This window comes from Thioclava sp. DLFJ5-1 (assembly GCF_002020115.1).
GTDB classification, from domain to species: domain Bacteria; phylum Pseudomonadota; class Alphaproteobacteria; order Rhodobacterales; family Rhodobacteraceae; genus Thioclava; species Thioclava sediminum.
This window is the reverse complement of sequence record NZ_MPZU01000001.1, coordinates 128,116-151,139: the sequence shown is the minus strand read 5'-3', so window position 1 is coordinate 151,139 and position 23,024 is coordinate 128,116. Positions and strand designations below refer to the sequence as shown.

General features: G+C 65.8%; 22 protein-coding genes. 4 read left to right on the top strand and 18 right to left on the bottom strand.

Annotated features, from left to right (window positions below):
• Nucleotides 1–4 precede the first annotated feature (4 nt).
• The 6 genes from BMI86_RS00755 to BMI86_RS00730 all read right to left on the bottom strand — a co-directional run bounded on the left by BMI86_RS00755 (nucleotide 5) and on the right by BMI86_RS00730 (nucleotide 5,525).
• Nucleotides 5–1,030: a permease gene (locus BMI86_RS00755; RefSeq protein WP_143594713.1), complete on the bottom strand. Its 1,026-nt coding sequence runs from the start codon at nucleotides 1,028–1,030 to the stop codon at nucleotides 5–7.
• A 32-nt stretch (nucleotides 1,031–1,062) separates the two neighbouring features.
• Nucleotides 1,063–1,353 (bottom strand): metalloregulator ArsR/SmtB family transcription factor, encoded by a 291-nt coding sequence (locus tag BMI86_RS00750; RefSeq protein ID WP_078539336.1) that lies wholly within the window; start codon nucleotides 1,351–1,353, stop codon nucleotides 1,063–1,065.
• A gap of 251 nt (nucleotides 1,354–1,604) precedes the next feature.
• The gene (locus BMI86_RS00745; protein WP_078539335.1) at nucleotides 1,605–2,375 is read right to left on the bottom strand and encodes an SDR family NAD(P)-dependent oxidoreductase; all 771 of its coding nucleotides are present in this window, start codon (nucleotides 2,373–2,375) and stop codon (nucleotides 1,605–1,607) included.
• Entirely contained in the window at nucleotides 2,372–3,310 is a 939-nt protein-coding gene (locus tag BMI86_RS00740) for an SDR family oxidoreductase (RefSeq protein WP_078539334.1), read from the bottom strand. The genes BMI86_RS00745 and BMI86_RS00740 overlap by 4 nt, the downstream gene beginning before the upstream one ends.
• Entirely contained in the window at nucleotides 3,307–4,209 is a 903-nt protein-coding gene (locus tag BMI86_RS00735; protein ID WP_078519207.1) for a bile acid:sodium symporter family protein, read from the bottom strand. The genes BMI86_RS00740 and BMI86_RS00735 overlap by 4 nt, the downstream gene beginning before the upstream one ends.
• Complete coding sequence (locus BMI86_RS00730) at nucleotides 4,206–5,525, bottom strand: NAD(P)-binding domain-containing protein (RefSeq protein ID WP_078539333.1); 1,320 nt, start codon at nucleotides 5,523–5,525, stop codon at nucleotides 4,206–4,208. The genes BMI86_RS00735 and BMI86_RS00730 overlap by 4 nt, the downstream gene beginning before the upstream one ends.
• Nucleotides 5,526–5,589: 64 nt before the next feature.
• On the opposite strand from BMI86_RS00730, the gene BMI86_RS00725 reads away from it, so the two are divergent.
• Both BMI86_RS00725 and BMI86_RS00720 read left to right on the top strand, forming a co-directional pair.
• Entirely contained in the window at nucleotides 5,590–6,255 is a 666-nt protein-coding gene (locus tag BMI86_RS00725) for a TetR/AcrR family transcriptional regulator (RefSeq protein WP_210402681.1), read from the top strand.
• A gap of 4 nt (nucleotides 6,256–6,259) precedes the next feature.
• Nucleotides 6,260–7,000 carry a sulfite exporter TauE/SafE family protein gene (locus BMI86_RS00720; RefSeq protein ID WP_078539331.1) on the top strand — a complete coding sequence of 247 codons (741 nt, stop codon included), beginning with the start codon at nucleotides 6,260–6,262 and terminating at the stop codon, nucleotides 6,998–7,000.
• Between the two features lie 21 nt (nucleotides 7,001–7,021).
• Here the strand turns inward: BMI86_RS00720 and BMI86_RS00715 are convergent, their stop codons facing one another.
• The 7 genes from BMI86_RS00715 to BMI86_RS00685 form a co-directional block, all read right to left on the bottom strand.
• On the bottom strand, nucleotides 7,022–8,098 hold the full coding sequence (locus BMI86_RS00715) for a site-2 protease family protein (RefSeq protein ID WP_078539330.1): 1,077 nt from the start codon (nucleotides 8,096–8,098) through the stop codon (nucleotides 7,022–7,024).
• A gap of 151 nt (nucleotides 8,099–8,249) precedes the next feature.
• Nucleotides 8,250–9,011: an enoyl-CoA hydratase/isomerase family protein gene (locus BMI86_RS00710; RefSeq protein ID WP_078539329.1), complete on the bottom strand. Its 762-nt coding sequence runs from the start codon at nucleotides 9,009–9,011 to the stop codon at nucleotides 8,250–8,252.
• Entirely contained in the window at nucleotides 9,008–10,312 is a 1,305-nt protein-coding gene (locus BMI86_RS00705; RefSeq protein WP_078539328.1) for an AMP-binding protein, read from the bottom strand. The genes BMI86_RS00710 and BMI86_RS00705 overlap by 4 nt, the downstream gene beginning before the upstream one ends.
• On the bottom strand, nucleotides 10,309–10,986 hold the full coding sequence (locus BMI86_RS00700) for a TetR/AcrR family transcriptional regulator (RefSeq protein WP_246831601.1): 678 nt from the start codon (nucleotides 10,984–10,986) through the stop codon (nucleotides 10,309–10,311). The genes BMI86_RS00705 and BMI86_RS00700 overlap by 4 nt, the downstream gene beginning before the upstream one ends.
• Nucleotides 10,987–11,084: 98 nt before the next feature.
• A complete protein-coding gene (locus tag BMI86_RS00695; protein WP_078539326.1) occupies nucleotides 11,085–12,074 on the bottom strand; it encodes an MBL fold metallo-hydrolase in 990 nt (329 codons plus the stop codon).
• A 63-nt stretch (nucleotides 12,075–12,137) separates the two neighbouring features.
• Nucleotides 12,138–13,061 (bottom strand): histone deacetylase family protein, encoded by a 924-nt coding sequence (locus BMI86_RS00690; protein WP_078539325.1) that lies wholly within the window; start codon nucleotides 13,059–13,061, stop codon nucleotides 12,138–12,140.
• Nucleotides 13,062–13,249: 188 nt separating this feature from the next.
• Nucleotides 13,250–13,555, bottom strand: a complete 306-nt coding sequence (locus tag BMI86_RS00685) for a hypothetical protein (protein ID WP_078539324.1) — start codon at nucleotides 13,553–13,555, stop codon at nucleotides 13,250–13,252.
• Between the two features lie 240 nt (nucleotides 13,556–13,795).
• Here BMI86_RS00685 and BMI86_RS00680 point away from each other — a divergent pair, with 240 nt between their 5' ends.
• Complete coding sequence (locus tag BMI86_RS00680) at nucleotides 13,796–15,529, top strand: AMP-binding protein (RefSeq protein ID WP_078539323.1); 1,734 nt, start codon at nucleotides 13,796–13,798, stop codon at nucleotides 15,527–15,529.
• A gap of 52 nt (nucleotides 15,530–15,581) precedes the next feature.
• Here the strand turns inward: BMI86_RS00680 and BMI86_RS00675 are convergent, their stop codons facing one another.
• From BMI86_RS00675 to BMI86_RS00660, 4 genes are all read right to left on the bottom strand, one after another.
• Complete coding sequence (locus BMI86_RS00675) at nucleotides 15,582–16,826, bottom strand: MFS transporter (protein WP_078539322.1); 1,245 nt, start codon at nucleotides 16,824–16,826, stop codon at nucleotides 15,582–15,584.
• A 27-nt stretch (nucleotides 16,827–16,853) separates the two neighbouring features.
• Nucleotides 16,854–19,262: a plasma-membrane proton-efflux P-type ATPase gene (locus BMI86_RS00670; RefSeq protein WP_078539321.1), complete on the bottom strand. Its 2,409-nt coding sequence runs from the start codon at nucleotides 19,260–19,262 to the stop codon at nucleotides 16,854–16,856.
• Nucleotides 19,243–20,388, bottom strand: a complete 1,146-nt coding sequence (locus tag BMI86_RS00665) for an alpha/beta fold hydrolase (protein WP_210402680.1) — start codon at nucleotides 20,386–20,388, stop codon at nucleotides 19,243–19,245. Before BMI86_RS00665 ends, BMI86_RS00670 begins: the two co-directional genes overlap by 20 nt.
• A gap of 150 nt (nucleotides 20,389–20,538) precedes the next feature.
• Nucleotides 20,539–21,351, bottom strand: coding sequence for an alpha/beta hydrolase (locus BMI86_RS00660; RefSeq protein ID WP_078539320.1), 813 nt, complete (start codon nucleotides 21,349–21,351; stop codon nucleotides 20,539–20,541).
• Nucleotides 21,352–21,525: 174 nt separating this feature from the next.
• On the opposite strand from BMI86_RS00660, the gene kynU reads away from it, so the two are divergent.
• Nucleotides 21,526–22,716 (top strand): kynureninase, encoded by a 1,191-nt coding sequence (gene kynU / locus BMI86_RS00655; protein WP_078539319.1) that lies wholly within the window; start codon nucleotides 21,526–21,528, stop codon nucleotides 22,714–22,716.
• Here kynU and BMI86_RS00650 read toward each other — a convergent pair.
• Entirely contained in the window at nucleotides 22,709–22,960 is a 252-nt protein-coding gene (locus tag BMI86_RS00650; protein WP_078539318.1) for a LysR family transcriptional regulator, read from the bottom strand. The genes kynU and BMI86_RS00650 overlap by 8 nt on opposite strands.
• Between the last annotated feature and the right edge of the window lie 64 nt (nucleotides 22,961–23,024).

Here is a 23,024-nt window from a genome sequence, read left to right as displayed (position 1 = left end):
CTCCTTAGAACAATGCGTTGAACAGGAAGCCGACGGCGAGGATGCCGCTGGCGACGACCCCGATGAACACCGCGATCAGGCGCAGTTTGAGAACCTGTCGCAGGATGATCATCTCGGGCATCGACAGCGCGATCACCGACATCATGAAGGCCAGAACCGTGCCGAGCGCCGCGCCCTTGCCAAGAAGCGCCTCGACGATGGGGATGACGCCGGCGGCGTTGGTGTACATCGGCACGCCCATCAGCACCGCGGCCGGCACCGACCACCACGTGCCCGAGCCCATGATGCGCACCATCAGGTCCTGCGGCACATAGCCGTGGATCAGCGCGCCCATCGCGATCCCGACGATGATCCAGATCCAGACCTTGGCGAAGATCTCGCGCACCGCCTCGAAGCCCAGACGATAGCGGTCGGTCATGCTCAGATCGTCGCTCTCGACCGCGCCCGGCGTGGTCGCGCCGGAATGGATGTCGCGCACCCAGTCCTGCAGCCAGCCCTCGACATGGAGCCTGCCGATCACCCAGCCCGCGATGATCGCGATGGCGAGGCCGAAGGCGAGATAGACCAGCGCCACAGACCAGCCGACGAGGCCGACCAGCAGGATCAGCGCCACTTCGTTGACCATCGGGGCTGCGATCAGGAAGGAGAAGGTGACGCCCAGCGGGATGCCCGCGGAGACGAATCCCATGAACAGCGGCACCGCCGAGCAGGAGCAGAACGGGGTCAAGACGCCCAGGCCCGCCGCCATCACGTTGCCGACGCCCTCGCGCTTGCCCGAGAGAAGCGCGCGGGTCTTTTCGGGGCTGAAGAAGCTGCGCACGACCCCCATCGCGAAGACGATCAGGGTGAGCAGCATCATCACTTTCGGCACGTCGTAGAAGAAGAAGGCCAGCGCCTCGCCGGTATGGGTGTCGCGGGCGACCGGCAGCAGCGAGACGATCCATTCGGAGAGGGCCGGGAGCTGGTGGTAAACCACCCACCACGCGACGAGGCCTGCCGCGACGACCACGCTCCACGCCCAGCCGGGCATCCCGCCCTGCGAGGTTTCATGCTGTGTCACACTCATGCCGCGGTCCTTTCCGTCTTGGCGCTGGCTTTCATGACGGCGCTCAGAATCTGCTGGATTTCCGGGGAGAGGTCGGGGTTCACCCGATACCGGACCCATTGCGCATCGCGCCGGTCGACCACCAGCCCGGCGGCTTTCAGCACGCCCATATGGCGCGACATGCGCGACTGGGTGGCATTGAGACGCGCCATCAATTCGCAGGCGCAATGCTCGCCCCCGTCATGCAAAAGCTGCATCGCCCCCAGCCGGGTGGGTTCGGCAAGCGCGGAAAGAACAGTCACGATCATCGGTGCCTCCATTCCTACATTCGCATATGCGCATTCGCGCAAATGGAGTCAACGCGCCCGAGGTGGAGCATTCGGTCGCACCCATCCACCGGGGTACGGGAAACTATCGATGAGAGTGATCGCATCACGGGCCTCCGACCTTCACAGGGTCGGAGCCAGATTAGCGCTGAGGGGGCGCATCGCTTCAATGCGCTCGATCAAGTCGGGCGCGATTTTTCTCGATCTCTAGCGGAAGGTCACTGTGTTCGGCCTCAGGATTGGCCCTTCGCGATGTTGCGCTCCATGAGCCGCTGGAACAGCCGGGGCGAGGCGCGGTTGATCCACCACGCGAGCCGCGCGACGCGGCCCACCGGGATCATCGGGCGGCCTCGCTTGAGCCCGGCGAGGGTCACCTGTGCGGCAGCCTCGGGCGTCATGTAATCCACCCCGTCGGCGGCCGCTCCGGGGCGCGCGATGCCGTCGGATTGCCGCTCGGCCCGGTCGAGATTGGTCGCCACGAAAGACGGCGCCGCGATCTGCACGCGCACGCCGTGAGGGGCCTCCTCCGAGCGCAGCGATTTGAAGAAACCTTCGAGCGCGTGTTTCGACGCCGCATAGGCCGTGCGGTGGTAGAGCGGCGAGAACCCCGCGACTGAGGAAATCGCCAGATGCGTGCCGTGGCTTTCCCGCACGGGTTCGAGGAACTGCCGCGCCATTGCGGTGGCCGCGAAATAGTTGATCTCGAAGACCTTGCGATGCGCGGCCTCGGTCAGCTCCGAGAACGGCCCGATCTGGGTGACGCCCGCGTTGTAGATCACGAGGTCGATGCGGGGGTGACGCGCGCAGATATCGGCGCAGGCGCTGGCAAGCTGCGCCGGATCGGTCAGATCGCAGGCGATGGCTTCTTCGTTTGGCTTGGCCGTCAGCCCCGAGATATCCCGATCGAGCAGAACGACCTGCCATCCCTCGGCGCGCAGCCCCGCCGAGAGCGCCTGCCCAAGCCCCCCGGCACCGCCCGAGATTACCGCAACCCGCGCGCTCATAGCCCGGCCTCGCAGGCCCAGAGGTCGAAAACTTCCGCGCTGGTCAGCTCGGGCGTGTAGCCGAAGACCTCCTTCAGCGCGTCATTGGCCAGCACGGGGCGGTATTGCAGGAAGCGCACCTGCTCTGGCCCGTAGCGGCTCAGCCCCAGCGGATGGGCGAGGGCGAGCGCGGCCTTGATGCCAAGCGCGGGCAGGCGGCGCACCGGTTTGCGCAGACGTCGCGCCAGATCGGTGACGCCCAAAGCGCCGTCGCCCGCCACGTTGAAGATGCCCGGCGGGCCATCGGTCGCGGCGCGGATCAGGATGCGCGCGAGATCGCGGGTCCAGATGAAGACGAAGGGGCTCTCGCAGCCTCTCAGCGCGAGCAGGCGCGGCTTGCGGAAAAGCGCGGTGATCTGGTTGTCGGTGCCCTTGCCCAGAACCGTACCCACCCGCAGCACGACCTGCTCGAGGGCAGGGTGGGTGTCGCGCGCCTCGGCCAGCATCTCCTCGACCTGCCGCTTGTGATCGGCATAGGCGAACTCGGGATTGCCGCGCACAGGGTCGCTCTCGCGCAGCGGCACGGGATTGTCGGCGTGATAGCCATAGGCCGCGCCCGAGGAGGTGACGACGAGCCGCCGAACCCCGACCGAATGCGCCGCCTCCAGCACCTTGCGGGTGCCCTCCACATCGACCTTATAGGCCAGCTCGCGCCCCATGCCGGGGCCGGGGGTCACGATGGAGGCGAGATGCACGATCACCTCGGGCCGCTCGCGCGCGATGACCTTGGCGGGGGCGTCGGTGGTCACATCCATCGCCACGAAGCGCACGGCTTCGGGCAGGGTGTCGGGGCAAGCCAGATCGGTCGCGATGACCTCATGGTCGCTCTCAGACAGTTCGGCGGTGAGTACGCGGCCGATCATGCCGCCCGCTCCGGTAATCAGGATCCGGGTCATCGTGCGGCCTCCTTTCGTCTCATGAGTGTCGAGATCGCGAAGCCCGCGATGATGTGCCAGATGCCCCAGAAGGCCGCGACGATCGCCATGCCGCCTAAGCCCCCGAAAAAGGCAAAGATCAGCACGAGGCCGAGGCCGGAATTCTGGATGCCCGTCTCGATGGTGATCGCGCGCCGGTCGAAGGGCGACAGCCGCGCCAGCGTCGCGGTGCCATAGCCACCCGCGAAAGCCAGTGCGTTGTGTAGTACCACCATCCCCGCGATCAGCCCGACGAATTGCACGAAATACTGCCAGTTGGCGCTGAGCGAGAGCGCCACGAAGGCCACGAAGATCGCCATCGAGATCCATTTCAACGGATCGCGAAGGCGCGTGGTCAGATCATAGCGGTAATGGTTCAGCGCGATCCCGGCGATCAGCGGCAAAAGCAGCATGACGCCCACGGTGATCGCCACGCTCACCGGATCGATATGGGTCTCGTGCAGCAGCGCGCGCGTCGGCGCGTAAAGGCTGCCCCAGAAGGCGATATTGAGCGGCGTCAGCACGATCGCCGCCACCGTGGCGAAGGCGGTCAGCGAGACCGAGAGCGCCGTGTTTCCACCCGCCCGGTGGGTGAAGAAGTTCGAGACATTTCCGCCCGGGCAGGCCGCCACGAGGATCAGCCCGAGCGCAATCGAGGGGCTGGGCTGCAGCGCCAGCACCAGCCCGAAGGTCAGCGCGGGCAGCACCAGAAATTGCGACGTGAACCCCACGATCAGCGCCCAGGGCCTGCGCACCAGGGGGCGGAAATCGCGTGGGGATAGGTCGATCGCGACCGAGAACATGACGATGCCGAGGATCGCGTTGAGCAGATGCAGGGCGCCGGGGCTGAAATTGAGCCGAACCGCGTCGAGCCCGGTCATGCCGCCGCCTTCCCGCCGAGCGCCTTGATCCAGCCGGTGACCGCCTTGCGATAGGTCGCCTTGTCCACGTAATAGGCCATCCGCGCGAGCTTGAGATAGGCCATGCCGCCGGTCGCACGCTCGAACCCTTCGGCCTTCTTCGCCTGCAGGCGCTTCGCGGCCTCCGAGCCGTCGCGCAGCCCGCGAATGTAGCGCGCCACCATCTCGGCTTGCTCGTGGCGGCCCTGCCAGCCAAGCCCGCTCGCCTCGAGCATCCCCAGCACGAAGAGATCATCGCGCTTGGGGTGCATCGCGTTCAGGTACAGATGCGGCGCATCGCCCTGCCAGTTTAGCAGCTCGGGCGCGATGAACGGGTAATGCAGCTTGTAGCCGGTGGCCGCGAGGATCATGTCATACTCGGCCTGCGTGCCATCCTTGAAATGCACCGTGTGACCGTCGAGCCGTTCGATATCCGGGCGCACTTTCAGATCGCCGTGGCCTGCGTGGAACAGCACCAGCGAGTTCACGATCGGATGGCTCTCGTAGAGCTTGTAATCGGGCTTGGGAAACCCGTATTTCTGCGGATCGCCCACGAACCATTTCAGCAGCGCGCCGTCGATCTTGCGCTTGAGCCACATCGGCAGCTTGATCGCCCCGCCCAGCGAATCGGCGGGTTTGCCGAAGACGTATTTCGGCACGAAGTAATAGCCGCGCCGCATCGAGAGATCGCAGCTTTTGCCGTGATGGATCGCGTCCACCGCGATGTCGCAACCCGAATTGCCCGCGCCCACGACGAGCACGCGCTTGCCGGCGAATTGCGAGGGGTCGCGATAGGCCGAGGAATGGATCAGCTCGCCGTCGAACTGGCCCGGGAAGTCCGGCATGTTCGGCTCGGAGAGCGTGCCATTGGCGATCAGAACGCCAGCATAGACCTCCGAATGCTCTCCTTCCGCATCGCGCCAGCTGACCCGCCAGCCCTCGTCATCGTCGCCCAGCGGCTCGAGTTTGGTCACCTCCGCGCCGAAGCGGTAATGCCGGCGAATGTCGAAATGATCGGCGAAATCGCGGAAATACTGCGCCATCTCGCGGTGGCTGGGATACTCCGCCACCTCGTCGCGCATCGGAAAATCGGTGAATTCCGTCATCCGCTTCGAGGAAATCAGATGCGCGCTTTCATACATCGTCGAATGCGCGCCCTCGATATCCCAGAGCCCGCCCACATCGCTGTGCAGCTCGAAGCCCTGATAGTCTACCCCCTGTTCGCCCAGCACCTTGGCCGCGGCCAGACCCATCGGGCCCGCGCCGATCAGGGCGAACCTGCCCCTCGTATTTGTCATGTTGCGTCTCCTCCCAGACATTCTTAAATTGAACCATTGTTCAAAATAAGCAAGCCCCGATCTGATGACGAAAAAGACGACCGAGAAACAAAGGCTTAGGGCGCCGTCGAAGCGCTCTCTCGCGAGTCGTTCACGGATTCTCGATGCGGCGGAAACGGTGTTTGCACGGGACGGATTCGAAGGTGCGAAAGTGCGCGACATCGCCGCGCTGGCCGAGGTGCCGCTGGGTCTGGTGAACCATCACGGGGGCTCGAAAGAAGCGCTGTTTCGCGAAGTGGTAGAGCGGCGCGCCGAGGAGCTGGCGCGTCTGCGTCTGGAGGCTCTGGAGCGCGCGAAGGGGCAGGCGCCGCTCGATCTGACGGCGATCCTCGGCTGTTTCTTCCGGCCTTATCTGGCGAAGGCGGCGGGCAGCGATCCGCAATGGCTGGCCTATGCGCGGCTTGTGGCGATGGTCTCGGCCGATCCGGCCTGGGCGGATATTTCGACCGATCTGTTCGACCCGACCGCGCAGCGCTTCATGGATGAGATCTGCGCGCTGAATCCCAAGGTCAGCCGGGCGGTCGTCGCCGAAGGGTTCGTCTATTCGGTGGCGGCGCTTCTGGCCTTCCTGACCTCGGAATGGCGGATCGCGGCGCTGGCCTCGCAGTCCGATGCGCAAGCCTCCGTCGAGGGGCTGGTCGCCTTCTGTGCAGCGGGCTGTGCGGCGCGGATCGCGCAGGCCGAGACGTGACCGGATGTTGAGCACAACGACCCTGCTGGTCATCACGGCGGTGTTCTTCTCGGCTTTCCTGCGCGGCATCGCGGGGTTCGGTTTCGCGCTGGCCGCGGTGCCGATCGTCTCGCTGATGGTGCCGCCGGTCGAGGCGGTGACGCTGGCAGTGCTGCTGCAGGTCGTGGTCGGGTGCCGCGATCTTTTCACCCTGCACGGGCATGTGCACAAACCCTCGCTCGCGCGGCTGTCGCTGGGCGCAGTGCTCGGCACGCCGATCGGGATTTTCGCGCTCACCGCCGTCAGCGCCGACGCCGCGCGGGTGATGATCGCGCTCGCCGTTCTGGCGGGGCTGGCGCTGCTGTTGCGCTACAAGCCTGCGCGCCCGCATCCCCATGGCGGGGTCGCGCTGCTGGCGGGCGTCGCCTCGGGCGCGTTTTCCGGTCTGGCCGCGATGCCCGGCCCGCCTGCGGTGGCCTATTATCTGGGCGCGGGCACCACGGCTGTGCAGACGCGGGCGTCGCTGCTGTTGTTCTTCTTCGTGGCCTCGCTGCTGGCCACGCCGGGGCTGATCTGGGCGGGTGCTGTGAATGGCGATGCGCTCTGGCTGACGCTGGTCTCGGTGCCTGCGCTGGCGCTGGGGACATGGGCGGGCACGGCGGCCTTCGCGCGGCTCGACAACACGCAGTATCGCTCCCTCGCCATCGTGGTCATGGCGATTTCGGCGGTGCTGGCGGGCTGGAGGGGCCTGTCGGTCTATCTCTAGGGCAGGGCGCGCGCGCCCCTCTTAGCTGCTGCGGGCGAGGATGAACCACTCGCCGATATTCTCGCGATTGATGAAGCCCACGAAATTGCCGCTCTTGCCGATCACTGCCACGGCCGGAATGCGCCCTTTCGCGAACGCGTCGAGCACATCGTCCATCCCCGTCTTCAGCGACACGACGGGCACATTGTCGAACATGATCTCGGAAACGGGGCGCTGGCGGAACTCGGGGTCGGGCCGGGCGAGCACGCTCTCGCGGGTGACGAAGCCCACGAACTGCCCGTCCGGTGTGAGCACGGGGAACTCCGATTGCGAGCTGTGCAGGATCGCCTGAGCGGCGGTGTCGAGCGTGTCGTCGGGCGTCAGCGACACGAAGGAGGTGATGACCGCGTCCCGCGCGGCCGAACGATGGGCCAGACCACGCATCGCCGCATCCGAGCTTTCCGCCCCGGCCGCGAAGAAGATGAACGCCGCGATCAGCACGAGGATCGGGTTGCCGCTCGTCAGCCCCCAATAGGCGAAGAGCACGGCGATGACCTGCCCGGTGCGCGCCGCGACCTGCGTGGCTTTCACCCGGTCCATGAACAGCGCAAGCACGGCACGAAACACCCGCCCGCCATCCATCGGGAAGGCCGGGATCAGGTTGAACGCCACGAGAAGCGCGTTCACCAGCGCGAGCCGGCCCCAGAAGCTTTGGCCCGGATTGTCGAGCGATTGCAGGTCGCTCAGCCAGCCGCTGCCGCCAAGAACGATCGTCAGGATCAGGAAGATCACCACATTGACCGCAGGGCCCGCCACCGCGATCAAAATCTCCTGCTTGGGGTTTTCCGGGATCCGCTCCAGCCGCGCCAGCCCGCCGATCGGCAGAAGGGTGATGTCGGGCGTGCGCACGCCGAACCGGGCCGCCATCGTCGCATGGCCGAATTCATGCAGCACGACGCAGGCGAAGACCGACAGGATGAAGAGCATGTTGATCAGCGCCGCCTGCGGGCCCGCCGCCGCCCAAGCCGAGGCGGTAATCCAGATGATCAGCAGAACGAAGGTGACATGCACCCTGAGAACCGTGCCGCCGATCTTGCCGATTGAATAGGACCAGCTCATGTCATCCCTCTCTTTCCGCCGTGCGCTTGCCCCGAAAGCGGGGCGCGGCACATGGATGTCCGCCGCCCTCAATCTGACCCTTCGTCCCGGTCACCACAAGGAAGCAATCCCAATAAGTGACGGAGTTTGAAAAAGCTTCTGCCCGCGCAGATCAGAACTCGGTCACGCGCCGCGTCGTCTCCGGGTCGAGGAAACCCGCGACCGTGGCATCGGTCTCGAGCTGCAGCGCCCTGTGCAGGTCCGGCACCGCGGCGTGATTGAGAACGCGTTTCATCGCGCGCACCGACAGGGTGGGTAGATCTGCGAGGCGCTCGGCGGTCTGGACGGCCACCGCGATCAGCGCGGCATCGTCGACCACCTTCCACGCCAATCCGATCTCGCCCATCTCCTGCGCCGAATACCTGTCGCCGAAGATCAGCATCTCGCGCGCCTTGTTCAGCCCGACCAGCGCGGGCAGGAGTGAGGTGACGGCCCCGGTGACGAAGAGGTTCAGCGAGACCTCGGGGAAGAATCCCTTCGCGCTCTCCGCCCAGATCGGGAAGTCGCAATTGATCGCCCACTCCAAGCCGCCGCCGACGGCCCAGCCGTTGATCGCGCCGACCACCGGCTTCGCGCCCAGCGTAATCGCGTGGGTCGCGCGCTGGATCGCGTGCACGATCTCGCGCGCCTCTTCTTCGGTCTCGGGATGGGTATGGGCCTTGCGGTCATCGCCCGCACAAAACGCTTTGCCCGCCCCGGTGAAGATGATCACCTTGGTGGCCGGGTCGGCATTGGCGTCCTCGAAAGCGCGCGCGACATCGACGACCAGCTGCCGGTTCATCGCGTTGAGGCGTTCGGGGCGGTTGAGGGTGATCGTGCGCACACCCTTGGCGCCAAGCTGGCTCAGGACGGTATCGTAGCTGAAATGGCTCATTGGAAACTCCGGATGACGCGTTTGGTCTTGCCCTCGGTGCGCGGGAAGCTGTGGGCCGGGAGCAGGGTGACGCGCGCGCTCGCGCCCAGTTTCGACTTGATCCGTTGCTCCACCTTGCGCGCAAAATCGGGCGTGGCGTGCACGCCTTCCGCCAATTCGGCGCTGACGGGCAGGGTGTCATAGGGCGGCGGCGTGTCGAGCGTGATGCGGTAGTCGCCCGACAGCTCGGGGATTTCGTTGAGCACGGCGGCGACCATCGAGGGGAACATGTTGAGGCCCCGCACGACCACCATGTCATCGGAGCGCCCGACGACCGAGAAACGGAACCCGGTGCAGCCGCAGGCGCAGGGCTCGGTCTCGCCGATGGTGATTATGTCGCCCGTGCGGAACCGTACCAGCGGCTGACAGTCGCGCACGAGGTGGGTCAGAACCAATTCGCCGCGCGCCCCGGCCTCCAGCGGGATCGGCGCATCGGTATCGGGGTCGACCAGCTCGGGATGCAGCACGTCGGCGGCCATGAAATGCAGCTTCGTGTCATGCGGACATTCCGCCGCGAAGTTCGAGAAGACGTCCGAGACGCCGTAATTCGCGTTGCGCGGCTCCATCCCCCAGGTCTCGCGCAGGCGGGCGCGGAAGGCGGGGTCGTCGAGCCCCGGCTCGCCCCCGAACAGGCCCAGTTTGAGGCCGAGATCGCGTGGCGTCAGTCCGGGGTGTTTCTCGGCGATGACCCTTTCGAGGACGGAAGGGTAGGAGGGCGTGCAGGAAATCGCGGTGATGCCGACCTCGCGGATCGTCTGGATCAGCAGCTCGGTCGAGCCGACGCCGAAAGGCACGACCAGCGCGCCCGTGGCCTCCAGCGTCATGTGATCGGTCAGCCCGCCCATCCACATCTGGTAGTTCAGGCAATGCACCACCGTGTGTTCGGGCGTCAGCCCCGCAGAGCGGTGACAGCGCCCACCGACCTCCTGCGTCACCAATGCGTCGCGGGCCGACAGGGCGAGGTTCATGGCCTGACCGGTGGTGCCCGACGTCCGATGCAGGCGGTTGGCGGTGCTGCCCGTGGCGGCGAAGTAGTCGCCGAAGGGCGGATGCTCGGCCTGCGAGATCCGCAATTGCGATTTGTCGGAGAGCGGCATTTCGGGCAGGTCGCGCAGGTCTTCGGGTGGCCTGCGCCCTTGCCAGAGCCTTTGGTAGAAGGCGGAATGCGCGACGACATGGGCGCGCTGAGCCTGCCAGCGGCGTTCGATCTCGGGCTGCAACTCCGCGCGGGAGAGGTTCTCGGCGCCGGGAATGGTGCTCATGCCGTCATCCCCCGGTCCCAGAGCAGCGAAAGAGTCTCCAGCACCGCATCGCGGTCCTGCGATATCTCGATCAGGGCCGGGTCCTTCGCCAGAAGAAGGTTGGAGAGGTATTGATCGACCATGCCCCCCAGCGCATAGGCGCGGCGCAGCAATTCGTCGCGCGGGGGCGCCATCTTGCCCTCCTGCCGCTGCCTGCGTTCCACGGAGGCGACCACCGCCTCGATCCATTCCCGGTTCAGCGTCTGAAACGCCGCCTGCGCTTCGGGGAAGCCGTCGGTCGGGTGGATCAGGCTGCGCATCAACCCGCTATTTCGCTCGAACAGACGGAGATAGGCGCGGGTCGCCGCGCGCGGCGCATCATGGCCCTCGCGTTCGCTCGCCGCCCTCATCGCCAGTTGAAGGAAGGCCACGAACCCCCGAAGCAGGCTGTCGAGCAGGGCGTTGCGATCCTTGAAGTAGAGGTAAAACGTGCCGTTCGAGACGCCGGCTGCCTTGCAGATCTCCGCGACGGTGAGGCCCTGCGGCCCGCCGTCTTGTAAAACCTTGCAGGCGGCGATCTGCAGCTGGGCGCGAGTGCGCTCTCCCTTCGGGCGTCCGGCGCTTGTCGTGGCCAGATGCTCCGGGAAAGAGAACACGGCGGCGTCCTGCGACGCATTTGCGAGAGTGGGGGACACGTTCCGGCTCCAAATATGAAACTGACGTCAGTTTTATATTTAGGGAAAGCGTGCCCGTCAACGTTGGCGTGAATCCGTGTTGCGTCGGGGTGGCGGTCTCAGGTTCCAGAGGGCGCCAGATAGACCTCGCCGGGGGCAAAGGGGAGGAAGCGCTCCGCCGCGATCCCCGAGGCTGCGAGGCTTTCACCCAGCAGGGCGGGCGGCTCTTCGCGCGGCTCGTCGGTCAGCTGGAACGTCCCCCAATGACAGCCAAGCGCCTGCTTGGGGCCGATATCGGTGAAGATGCGCACGGCCTCTTCGGGCGCGACATGCTGGGGCTGCATGAACCAGCGCGGCTCATAGGCCCCGATCGGGATCACCGCGATGTCCGGCGCGCCGTGCCGGGCGCGGATGTCGCGAAAGAGTGCCCCGTCGCCATAGCCGGTATCGCCCGCGAACCAGATCCGGCTCTGCGGCGTGTCGATCCAGAAACCGCTCCAGAGCGCCATGCGCCGGTCCCCAAGGCCGCGCGCCGACCAGTGGTTTGCAGGCGTCAACGTGACCGAGACCTCGGAAGTCAGTGCGATCCGGTCGTGCCAATCCCCGGTCTCGATCTGTGCCCCGCGGACCGCCCGTCGCACCGTCGCATCCGTGCCCAGCGGCATCACCATCTTCGGGCGGTGGCGCTTATGCAGCTTGCGCAGCGTCACGGTGTCGAGATGGTCGTAATGGTTATGACTGATCAGAACCGCGTCGATGGGCGGGAGCTTGTCGAAGGCGATACCGGGCGCGGTGACGCGCCGCGGCCCGGCAAAGCGCAACGGGCTCGCGCGCTCCGACCAGACCGGATCGGTCAGCAGGTTGAGCCCCGCGACCTGAATGAGAACCGAGGCATGGCCGACCATGGTCAGCCGTGCCGCGTCGCTACGCGCGGGCGGCACGCTCGGCGCGACGGGGACATGTTTGGGCCAGCGCGCCCGCTGCCCCTCGCGGTGCCATTTCAGAATGTCGCGCAAGGAGCGGTCGGTGGAGGGCTGGCCATGCGGGTGAAACCGCTCGCCGTCGAAATGGTCCGTGACCGGGCCGGAATAGTAGCGGTTGCGTGCCATCTCGTGCCTGCCTTTGTCTTTCGGAGGGAGCGAACCGGACCCGGCCTGTCGCGTCCCGGGATATCAGCGCGCCAAGGCCTCGAGATGGGCGGTGGCCCCCTCTGCAAGCGCGGTCGGGTTATAGCCGCCCTCCAGACAGGAGACGATACGCCCCTCGCAGCAGCGGCGCGCGACGCCCCGGATCGCATTGGTCAGCCACCAGTAATCGCCCGCGGTCCAGAGCAACCCGGAGATATCGTCCTCGCGATGCGCGTCGAACCCGGCGGAGACGATGATCAGCTCCGGCTTGAACGCCTCGAGCCGCGCAAGCCCGTCCTCCCACGCGACCTTCATCTCGGAGGCGCCGCTTCCGCTGGCCAGCGGAAGGTTGAGCACGTTGTCATGCGCCCCGGTCTCCGATCGCGCCCCGGTGCCCGGCCAGAGCGACTTGGGCTCCTGATGCGACGAGATGAACAGGCTGCGCGGCTCGTCCCAGAGGATATCCTGAGTGCCATTGCCGTGATGCACGTCGAAATCGAGCACCGCGACGCGCGAAAGGCCATGCCGTTCGAGCGCATGCAGCGCGGCAAGCCCCGTATTGCCATAGATGCAGAACCCCATCGCCCGCGTCCGCGTCGCATGGTGCCCGGGTGGACGGGTCGCGACGAAGACGCGCTTGGCCTCGCCCGAAAGAACAAGGTCGACGGCCTGCAAGGCACCGCCCGCGCCCAGACGGCTCGCACGGCGCGACCCGGGCGAGACATGGGTGTCGGAGTCGAGATCGGCATGCTCTTGCCGCGCGAAGACCTCTTCGAGCGCTTCGAGATAGGCCGGATCATGGCCCAGCAGGAGGTCCTCGTCACTGGCCTCGCGTGCCTCGATGACGGGCAGCTCCATCTCGTCGATCAGTCCGCGCACCGTCTCCAGCCGCCACGGACGCTCGCGATGATGAGGCCCGGTATCGTGACCGAGGCAATCCTCGTGGGTGATCGTGACGAAACTGCTCATGAAGGTCTCCAGAGAAGGGGCGTATCGGGGCTATAGGCGCGAGTCGGACCCCGCCGCACCGTTACTCGTCCGGTGCTGCCCGTTGCGAAGCTGCGTCAGCCTTGGGGAAATGACAAGCACCCCCAAGGACGGAAACGCGCTTCCGCCGTGACTTTGAAGGGACGTCGCCTAAACGCGGCGCATTGCTGTCAGCAGGGTGGCCCGATCAGAAACACGGGCGGCAGTTCGCGCGCGCGGCGCTCTGCCAGCCGTCGTTTCGCGGTGGCCAGCTTGACCTGCGTGACCTCGAGGCGCACCAGCGCCCGGCTGCGCGCGTCATAGAGCCGTCGTATCGGTGAACCCGGATTTCCGATCATTCCCGGACGACGGTCCGCGCTTGGCGGAAACCAGTCGTTCAAGGCCACAAGCGCGTCTCGCCACGCTCTGTCCGCCTCGATGTAACGCTCGAACGCAAGACGCAAAGCGCGGCGGCGCGTCGTGAGTTCCGGTCGCATTCTCTCTCCTCCCCAGAAGATTCGACATTCTCCAATTATAGCAGAAACGCGGCGAGTCGTCAGATTTTGCTGGGCTCCACGGCGATCACCGTCTCGAACACGGTTTCGCGAGCAGCGCAGAATTCCTTGTCTCGACGCTTTAGGGTTGCATTAAATGAACCATCGTTCATTTAATATGAGCGCCCCCATGGAGGATCGTTGGCCCAATGTGCCGGCGATGGGGTGTCAGAGGAGGAAATCATGCATAGCGAGACGAACCCGCACCCTGAACTCGGTGTGGCCCCGAAACGCGGTCTGGCCCATGTCGCAGGACCGACCGATACCCCGCTGATCGAGGATACGATCCCGGCCGTGCTGAAGCGCACCGCCGCGCGTTGGCCCGATCGCGAGGCTGCCATCTTCACCTCGGAAGGCATCCGCTGGACCTGGGCGGAGTTCGCGGCACGGGTCGATCGGCTCGCCTCGGGGCTGCTCACGCTCGGTCTGCGGCACGGCGACCGGCTCGGCATCTGGTCGCCCAACCGCTCGGAATGGCTGCTGACGCAATTCGCGACGGCGCGGATCGGGGTGATCCTCGTGAACATCAACCCGGCCTATCGTCTGCACGAGCTGGAATTCGCGTTGCGCAAGACCGGTTGCCGGGGGTTGGTGCTGGCGGAGACCTTCAAGAGCTCGGATTACCTGTCGATGGTTCAGCGCCTGCTGCCGGAGCTTGCGAAGAGTGAGCCCGGGCAGCTCGAGACGCGCAAGCTGCCCGACCTGCGCGACATCATCACTCTGGGAGAGACCCAGCATCCCGGATGTCATCGCTTCTCGGATGTCGAGGCGCTGGGCGAGGCGCAGGACCGCAGCGCGCTCGATCCGATCACCGCTCGGCTGGACCCGAACGAGCCGATCAACATCCAGTTCACCTCCGGCACGACCGGGTCGCCGAAAGGCGCGACGCTGACCCATCGCAACATCGTCAACAACGCGCATTTCGTGACCCACGCGATGCTCGCGACCGAGCAGGACCGCGTCTGCATCCCGGTGCCGTTCTACCACTGTTTCGGCATGGTGATGGGCACGCTGGGCTGCGTCACCACAGGCGCGACCATCGTCGTCCCCAGCGAGGGCTTCGATCCCCAGAGCGTGCTGGAATGCGTCGCCGCCGAGCGCTGCACCGCGCTTTACGGCGTGCCGACCATGTTCGTCGCGATACTGGAGCATCCCGATTTCGCGAACCACGACCTGTCCTCGCTGCGCACCGGCATCATGGCAGGCGCGCCCTGTCCGATCGAGGTGATGAAGCAGGTGCAGTCGAAAATGCACATGTCGGAAGTAACCATCGCCTACGGGATGACCGAGACCGCGCCGGTCTCCTTCCAGTCGGCCACCGATACGCCTTTGGAAAAACGCGTGTCCTCGGTGGGTCAGGTGCAGCCGCATCTCGAAGTGAAGATCGTGCGCGAGGATGGCTCGCTTGCCAATGTGGGCGAGCAGGGCGAGTTGCTGACGCGCGGCTACTCGGTCATGTGCGGCTATTGGGGCGAGCCCGAGCGCACCGATGAGGCGCTCGATGCCGACGGCTGGATGCATACGGGCGATCTCGCCCGGATCGACAGCGAGGGCTATTGCAACATCACGGGCCGGGTGAAGGACATGATCGTACGCGGCGGCGAGAACGTCTATCCGCGCGAGGTCGAGGAGTTCCTCTACACCCATCCCGATATCAGTCAGGCGCAGGTCTTCGGCATCCCGGATCACAAGTTCGGCGAGATCGTCGCCGCATGGATCGTGCCGCGCAACGGCGCTGAACTGACCGAAGACGCTATCCGCGCGTTCTGCCGCGACGAGATCGCGCATTTCAAGGTTCCGGCGGTGATCCGGTTCAAGGACAGCCTGCCGCTGACGGTCTCGGGCAAGCCGCAGAAATTCGTCATGCGCGATGCGATGATCGAGGAACTGGAACTGGAGGTCGAGGCGACCGCCTGAGACGTCCCAAGCTTTAAGCGTCGCGCGGGGTCTCCGCGCGGCGCTCTCTGCGTCAGCCCGCGTCCTTGGGTTTATGCGTGCCATTGAACCGCGCGCGCAGCGGCAACAGGCTTAGCGCCGCCGTCGTCGCAAAACCCGCGCCCGCCAGGAACGTCCATTGCGCGCCGCCGATTTCCCAGAGCGCCCCGGCAAGCACGCTTGCGATCAGCAGACCCACGCCGGTCACGAGGTTGAACATGCCGAAGGCGGTGCCGCGCAGCTCTGCCGGGACCGCTTCGGCTACCAGCGCGGCCAGCAGACCCTGGGTGAAGCCCATATGCATCCCCCAAAGCAGCACGCCGACCGCAAGCCCGCCGATCCCGCCGACCAGCGCCAGCGTCAGGTCCGCTGCGATCAACAGGCCCAGCCCGACCAGCAGCAGCCCCACGCGCCCGACCCGGTCGGACAGCGCGCCCACCGGATAGGCGATCAGCGCATAGACCGCGTTCATGCCCACCAGAACCAGCGGCACCAGCATCACCGGAATGCCGTCGTCATTGGCGCGCAGGATCAGGAAGGCCTCGCTGAACCGCGCGAGGGTGAAGAGCGTCGCGACCACCACGACCCACCAGAACATAGGGCCCAGGAGCTTGAGTTCCGAACGGGCGAGCGGGTTGCGCACGCGGCGTTGCGTGCGGGGGTGGGCGGGCTCTTTCACTACGAACAGGATCAGCCCGAGCGACAGGAAGGCCGGGATCACCGCGACCCAGAAAACCGAGCGGAAATCGTCCGAGAACAGCCACATCAGCCCGATCGCGGCGAGCGGCCCGAGAAAGGCGCCCACCGTGTCGAGAGATTGCCGCAGCCCGAAGGCCGCACCGCGCATCTTGCCCGGCGCGAGGTCGGCGATCAGCGCGTCGCGCGGCGCGCCGCGGATGCCTTTGCCCACCCGGTCGATGAAGCGCGCGGCCACCAGCCAATCGAAGCTCGGCGCGAGCGGGAAGATCGGCTTCGTCACCGCCGCCAGCCCGTAGCCGAGCGCGGCCAGCTCTTTGCGTCGTCCGATCCGGTCCGACAGCGCGCCCGAGAAGACCTTGGTGATCGCGGCGGTGGCCTCGGCGATCCCCTCGATCACACCCACCGCCAGCGCTGTCGCGCCAAGCCCGGTCATCAGATAGACCGGCAGCAGCGCGTGGATCATCTCGGAGGAGATATCCATGAAAAGCGACACGAACCCCAGCGCCCAGATGCCCACCGGCAATCCGCGTCCAAACTTGCCCGCTGGCGTGTCCTGTGCCTCTTGCGCCTCGTCCGTCATGTGCCTCCTGCGCGCGCCGTGAGGGGCTTAGTGCCCGCGCGCCTGTGTCCTGCGATCATAAAGCGCGCGTATGAGCAAGGCCATCGCCCCTTCGAGGGGCAGCCAGACGAGACAATAGAGCCAAACCAGCAGCGCGGGCCCCCAGCCGATCGGCGTCACGAAGAGCCCGTAAACCGCGATCAGCGTGCCCAGCAATTGCGTGGCCTCGGTCGTCGCGAACAGCCGCAGCGCCGGGAAGGGCCGCCGCCAGAACCAGCTTTGGTGGCGCGTGACGAACAGCGTCATATGCCCCGAGACGAGCAGCTTGAGGAAGATGATCGTCTGGATTTGATCGCGCGGCAGGCCGAGATAGGCATCGACGAACCAGAACAGCACGAAGGTCTCGATCACCCCGGTCACGCCAAGCGTCGCCGCCACCGTCAGCACGCGCCGCATGTCCCATCGCACCGGGCGTGGCGAAACCGAGACATTGTCATAGGCGATCATCATGATCGGGAAATCATTCAGCACCGCCAGCAGCACGATCATGATCGCGGTGACGGGGTAGAAATCGAAGATCAGGATCGAGAGCGTCATGAATAGAAGCACCCGGATCGTCTCGGCGACGCGGAAGGTGGCGTAGCTCGTCATCCGCTCGAAGATCCGGCGGGCTTCCTCGATGGCGGTGGTGATGATCGACAGGCCCTTGTCGGTCAGCACCAGATCGGCGGCGGCGCGCGCGGCATCGGTGGCCCCGCTCACCGCAATCCCGGCATCGGCCTTGCGCAGGGCAGGGGCGTCGTTCACCCCATCCCCGGTCATCGCGACGATGGAATGCCCGGCCTGCAGCACCTCGACGATGCGGAACTTATGCTCGGGCAGGACGCGCGCGAAGCCGTCGGCGGCGCGGACATTGGCCTCCACCGTGGCCGGGTCGCCATCGAGCAACTGGCCCGCCGGATAAATCTTCTGCCCGAGATCGAGCTTGCCCGCGATCTGGCGCGCGATGGCTTCGTGGTCGCCGGTGATGATCTTGACGTCGATCCCCATGTTGCGGGCTTCTGCGATGGTGCTGGCGGCGTCGGGGCGCGGCGGGTCGATGATCGGCAGCAGACCGAGGAATTCCCAATCCTGCCCGGCGCGCTTCTGTGCGGCCCCGAGCGCGCGATAGCCCTGCTGCGCAAGGGTTTCGACCTCGTCCTCCACCGCCTTGCGCGCCTCATCTGCGAGGGCTGCAAGCTCCACGATCACCTGCGGCGCACCTTTCGCGACCTGCCAGCGATCTGCCCCGTGACGCACCTCCGCCTCGCTGCGTTTGCTCACCGGATCGAACGGGGTGAAGCTGAGCGTCTCGATGGTGTCGAGCGCAATGCCCTCCGCCGCCGCCAGCACCGCCTTGTCGATCGCATCGGGCGCGTCGCGGTCGCAGGCAAGCGCCGATGCGCGCAGCAGATCGTCGACCGCGATGCCCTCTGCGGGGCGCGGATCCTCGACGGTCAGCTCGTTCAGCGTCAGCGTCCCGGTCTTGTCCGAGCACAGCACATCGACGCCCGCCAGTTCCTCGATTGACACCAGCCGCGAGACGATCGCTTTCATCCGCGCAAGCCGCTCCGCGCCCACCGCCATCGTCACCGACAGAACCGTGGGCAGCGCGACCGGGATCGCCGCCACCGTCAGGATCAGCGCGAACTGGATCACCTCGAGCGGCGGGTTGTGCCGCTGAAACGAGACGATCACGATCATCGCCACCAGAACCAGCGCCGCTGCGATCAGGAAATTCCCGATCTGCATCACGGCTTTCTGGAAATGCGATTTGCCATTCGTGGTCTGCACGAGCGAGGCGGTGTGGCCGAAATAGGTCTCCATCCCGGTCGCCGTAACCTCGCCGGTCATCTCGCCCAGCTTCACGACCGAGCCGGAATAGGCGCTGTCACCGACCGCCTTGTCGACGGGCAGGGACTCGCCCGTCAGCGCCGCCTCGTCGATGGAGAGATATTTGCCCTCGAAGAGCGTCAGATCAGCCGGGACGATCTGACCGATCGACAGGCGCACGATATCGCCGGGCACCAGATCGCGCGCGGCGATCTCCTGCCATGTCCCGTCCCGTTTCACGCGGGCGCTCGGGGCCAACTGCGCCTTGAGCGCTGCGATGGCCGAACTCGCCTTGCTCTCTTCCTTGAAGCCCACGGCGGCGTTGAGCAGCAGCATCACGAAGATCACCGCGAAATCGGACCAGTCGCGCAGCACGAGCGACAACAGCGCCGCCAGTTCGATCAGCCACGGGATCGGTCCCCAGAAATAGCCCGCGATCCGTTGCAGCAGGGTTTTCTCGTCGCTCTGGAGCGCGTTGGGACCGTATCGCTCGAGCCTCTGTGCCGCCTCTGCCGCGCTCAGACCTGTCTTGCGGTCCGTTTGCGGCACATCCTGCGTCATCGGTTCAGCGACGGTCTGGTCCATTGTTCGTGTCTCCAGCTTTGGCCCCGAGCTTGCCGAGCCACTGACCGATTTCCGGCCAGACATTCGAGAGGGTATGGCTGCCCATGAAGAGGCCGATATGCCCGCCCTCGACGAGGCGGCTCACGATATCCTTGCGCGGCGTGCCGAGCAGCGTCTCGGCGGCGAAGACCTGTTCGCGCGTGGTGATGTCGTCCGCCTTGCCCGCCAGCAGGAAGGCCGGGCAGGTGATCGCGCCCAGATCGAGCTTGCGCCCGAGCCCCACGAATTCCCCCTTGGCGAACAGGTTCTGTTTGAACAGCAGGTCGATCGCCTGCAGATAATAGCGCCCCGGCAGGTCGATGGGGTTCTCGTACCAGCTCTCGAACCGCTCGGTGCGTTTCATGAAATTGCGGTCGTCGATATGTTCGTAGAGATCGACGAACTTGCCGAAATACTGCTGATCGGCATGCATGTTCTTCCAGCCGGTGAGCATGAACCGCCCCGGCATCCGGCCCTCACCGGCCTCGACCATCTCCTGATAGGCCGAGAGCGGCATCTCGTGGGCCAGCTTGCGGATCGGACCGTGCCCGGCATCGGTGTCGATGGGCGAGCCCGCCAGCACGAGACCCGCGACCTTCTCGGGGAAGCGCGCGGCATACATCGCCGACATCCAGCCGCCCTGACACAGCCCCACCAGCATCACCCGCCCGCCGAGCTCATCGACTGCGACATTGATCTCGGCGAGGTATTTGTCGATGTCGAAATCGCGCATCTCGGGCGTCGCGCTTTTCCAGTCGGTGCAGAGTACTCGCCCCAGCCCTGCATCCAGAAGCGTCTCGATCAGGCTCTGGCCCTTGGCGTAATCCGCGATGGTCGAGGAATGCCCGGCATAGGGCGCGTCGACAATCACCGGAATGCCGCCGCCCGTGCCGCCGAAATCGCGCAGCCGCATCGTGTCGAGATCGAGCAGAACGTCGTTCTTCGTGGCCCATTTCGGATCGGGCGGGTGCGTGATCTTCGCCGCCTCGTCGAGATAGGTCAGCCCTTTCTCGACCGCGTCGAGCCCGGTCTTCTGCCATTCCATCGCCGCCGCCATCGGCCAGAAGAAGGGAACGCTGTGTTCGTAGGTATTCTTGGCATCGCTCATGTTCGACACTCGCAAGACGCTTTGGTGCACAGATGCACTCTTTTGAGACCCCAAGGCCCGTTAGAATGCAAGCGCAGCAAAGCTCGAGCGCGCGAACGTGAAGCTGATGTGTGGAACGGTGAGGCGGTTTTGGTGGCGGGTGACGCTTTCTTAATCCGTGCTCAGAAGCGCCGTGACCAGCGCGCTGGACGGGTCGGACAGCTCCTCGATCACGTCGAAATGGTGCCGCCCGTAGGCCGCGACCAGATCGGCCTCCGGCCAGTGCTCGGCCAGCAGGGACGACTGGCGCAGGAATTCCGGACGCTCCGCCGCGCCGACCCAGGCGGTAACTTTCACGCCGGGGCGCAGCTTCAGCAGGGCGGGGCTCTCATCCGCGGCGATCTCGGGCGTGATCCCCAGCCGCGCGTTCATCGAATGCATCTGCAAGGGGCGCAGATCATGCACGCCGCTCACCGAGATCACCCTCCGGATGCGCGCTGCGGTTTCGTCTGACAGCGCGCTGCCCTCGGATACCGAGCGCGTTACCAGATGCCCGCCCGCAGAATGGCCGACGAGATGGATCGGGCCCTCCACGAGCCCCGCCGCGTGATCGATCGCCCGTGCGATCTGCTGCGCGATGCCGGGAATGCTGTTCTCCGGGGCGAGCGTGTAGCCGGGCAGGGCGACGGTCCAGCCCTGTGCCAGCGCGCCTTGCGCCAGATGAGACCACATGTCCTTGCTGAATTTCAGCCAGTAGCCGCCATGCACGAAGACCACGAGCCCCTTGGACGCGCCTTCGGGGCGGAAGATGTCGATCTTTTCGCGCGGCGCATCGCCATAGGCAGCTTCGCTCATCCGATCGGCGTGGCGCGACCGGAACTCGGCGGCGCGCTTGGCCCAGAGATCGGGATAGCTGCTGCCATTCTCGATATAGCCGCCGTTTTCGAAAGCGTCTTCCCAGTCGATCCCGCTCAGGTCTTCCATGTTTCCTCCCGCTCGTTTCGCGTCCTGTCCGGAGACAGAGCATATAGCGCGGGATATTGCGAGGGCATGGTTGCGCGGGTAGCGTGCGCCGGAGCCGAAACTTTCGTGATCCATCAGCCGATTGCCGGGTTTCGAGACGCGCTTTCGAGCCTTGAGAACAAGAGGAAAACGACCATGCCGAACCTGCCGAGAAAGCATCTTTTCGATCTGCCCGAGGGGGTGATCTATCTCGACGGGAATTCGCTGGGGCCGCTGCCGCGCGGCGTGGCGGAGCGGCTGGAGAGCTGCGCACGCGACGAATGGGGGCAGATGCTGACCCGGGGCTGGAACGAGGCGCATTGGATGGATCAACCCGCCCGCGTCGGCAACACGATCGGTCGGCTGATCGGCGCGCCGGAAGGCTCGGTCGTGTTGGGCGACACGCTCTCGATCAAACTCTATCAGGCGCTTGCCTCTGCGCTGGAAATGCGGCCCGACCGCAAGGTGATCCTGTCGGACAACGGCAATTTCCCGACCGATCTCTACATGGCGGACGGGCTGATCCGCTCGCTGGCTCGCGGGCACGAGCTGCGCACGCCGGCCCCGGAAGATGTGGTCGACGCCATCACCGAAGAGGTCGCGGTGGTGATGCTGACGCAGGTCGATTACCGCACGGGACGGATGCACGATTTCGAGGCGATCACCCGCAAGGCCCACGCGGTCGGGGCCGTGATGATCTGGGATCTCGCCCATAGCGCGGGCGCGGTGCCGGTGGACATGACCGCGAACGGGGCCGAATTCGCGGTCGGCTGCACCTACAAATATCTCAACGGCGGCCCCGGCGCCCCGGCCTTCATCTATGTCCGCCCCGATATCGCGGAGACCGTGCGCCCCGCACTCAGCGGCTGGCTCGGCCATGAGGCGCCCTTCGCCTTCGATCTCGACTATCGCCCCGGCCGCGCAGTCGAGCGGATGCGCGTCGGCACGCCACCGGTCCTCCAGATGACCGCGCTCGAAGAGGCGCTCAAGGCCTGGGACGGGCTGACGATGGAGGAGGTGCGTAAGCGCTCCATCGAGCTGTCGGAGCTGTTCATCCGCGAGGTCGAGGCGCGCTGCCCAGACCTCACGCTGCTCAGCCCGCGCGACCCGGAGGCCCGCGGCAGTCAGGTGTCGTTCGGTTTCTCCGAAAGCTACGCCGTCGTTCAGGCCTTGATCGCACGCGGGGTGATCGGAGATTTCCGCGCCCCCGACGCGATGCGCTTCGGCTTCACGCCCCTTTACCTCGACGAGGCCGACGTGACCCGCGCCGCCGAAATCCTCGGCGATGTGATGGCGCAGCGGGCCTGGGATACGCCTGCGTTCAAGGCACGCGGACGGGTCACCTAACCGTTCGCCTTTGCGCAGCCGTCAGCCCGGCGGCGATGTCGGGCGCGATCTCGAGCGCCTTCTCGGTGGGCTCCACCCCGTAGCGGGCGCGCAGGAATAGCTCGTCACCCAGCGCCGCACGCAGACGTGACAGCGCCGCGCTCACGGTGCTCTGGGATTGGCCGAGCCGCTGGGCCGCGGCGGTGACATTGCGTTCTTCCATGACCGCATGGAACACGCGCAAAAGCGATACGTCGGGTGTCATGTCTCCGGAATATCGATTTCTGACGTTGTCTGCATCAATTTCTCGATCAGTGAACGCAACCTAT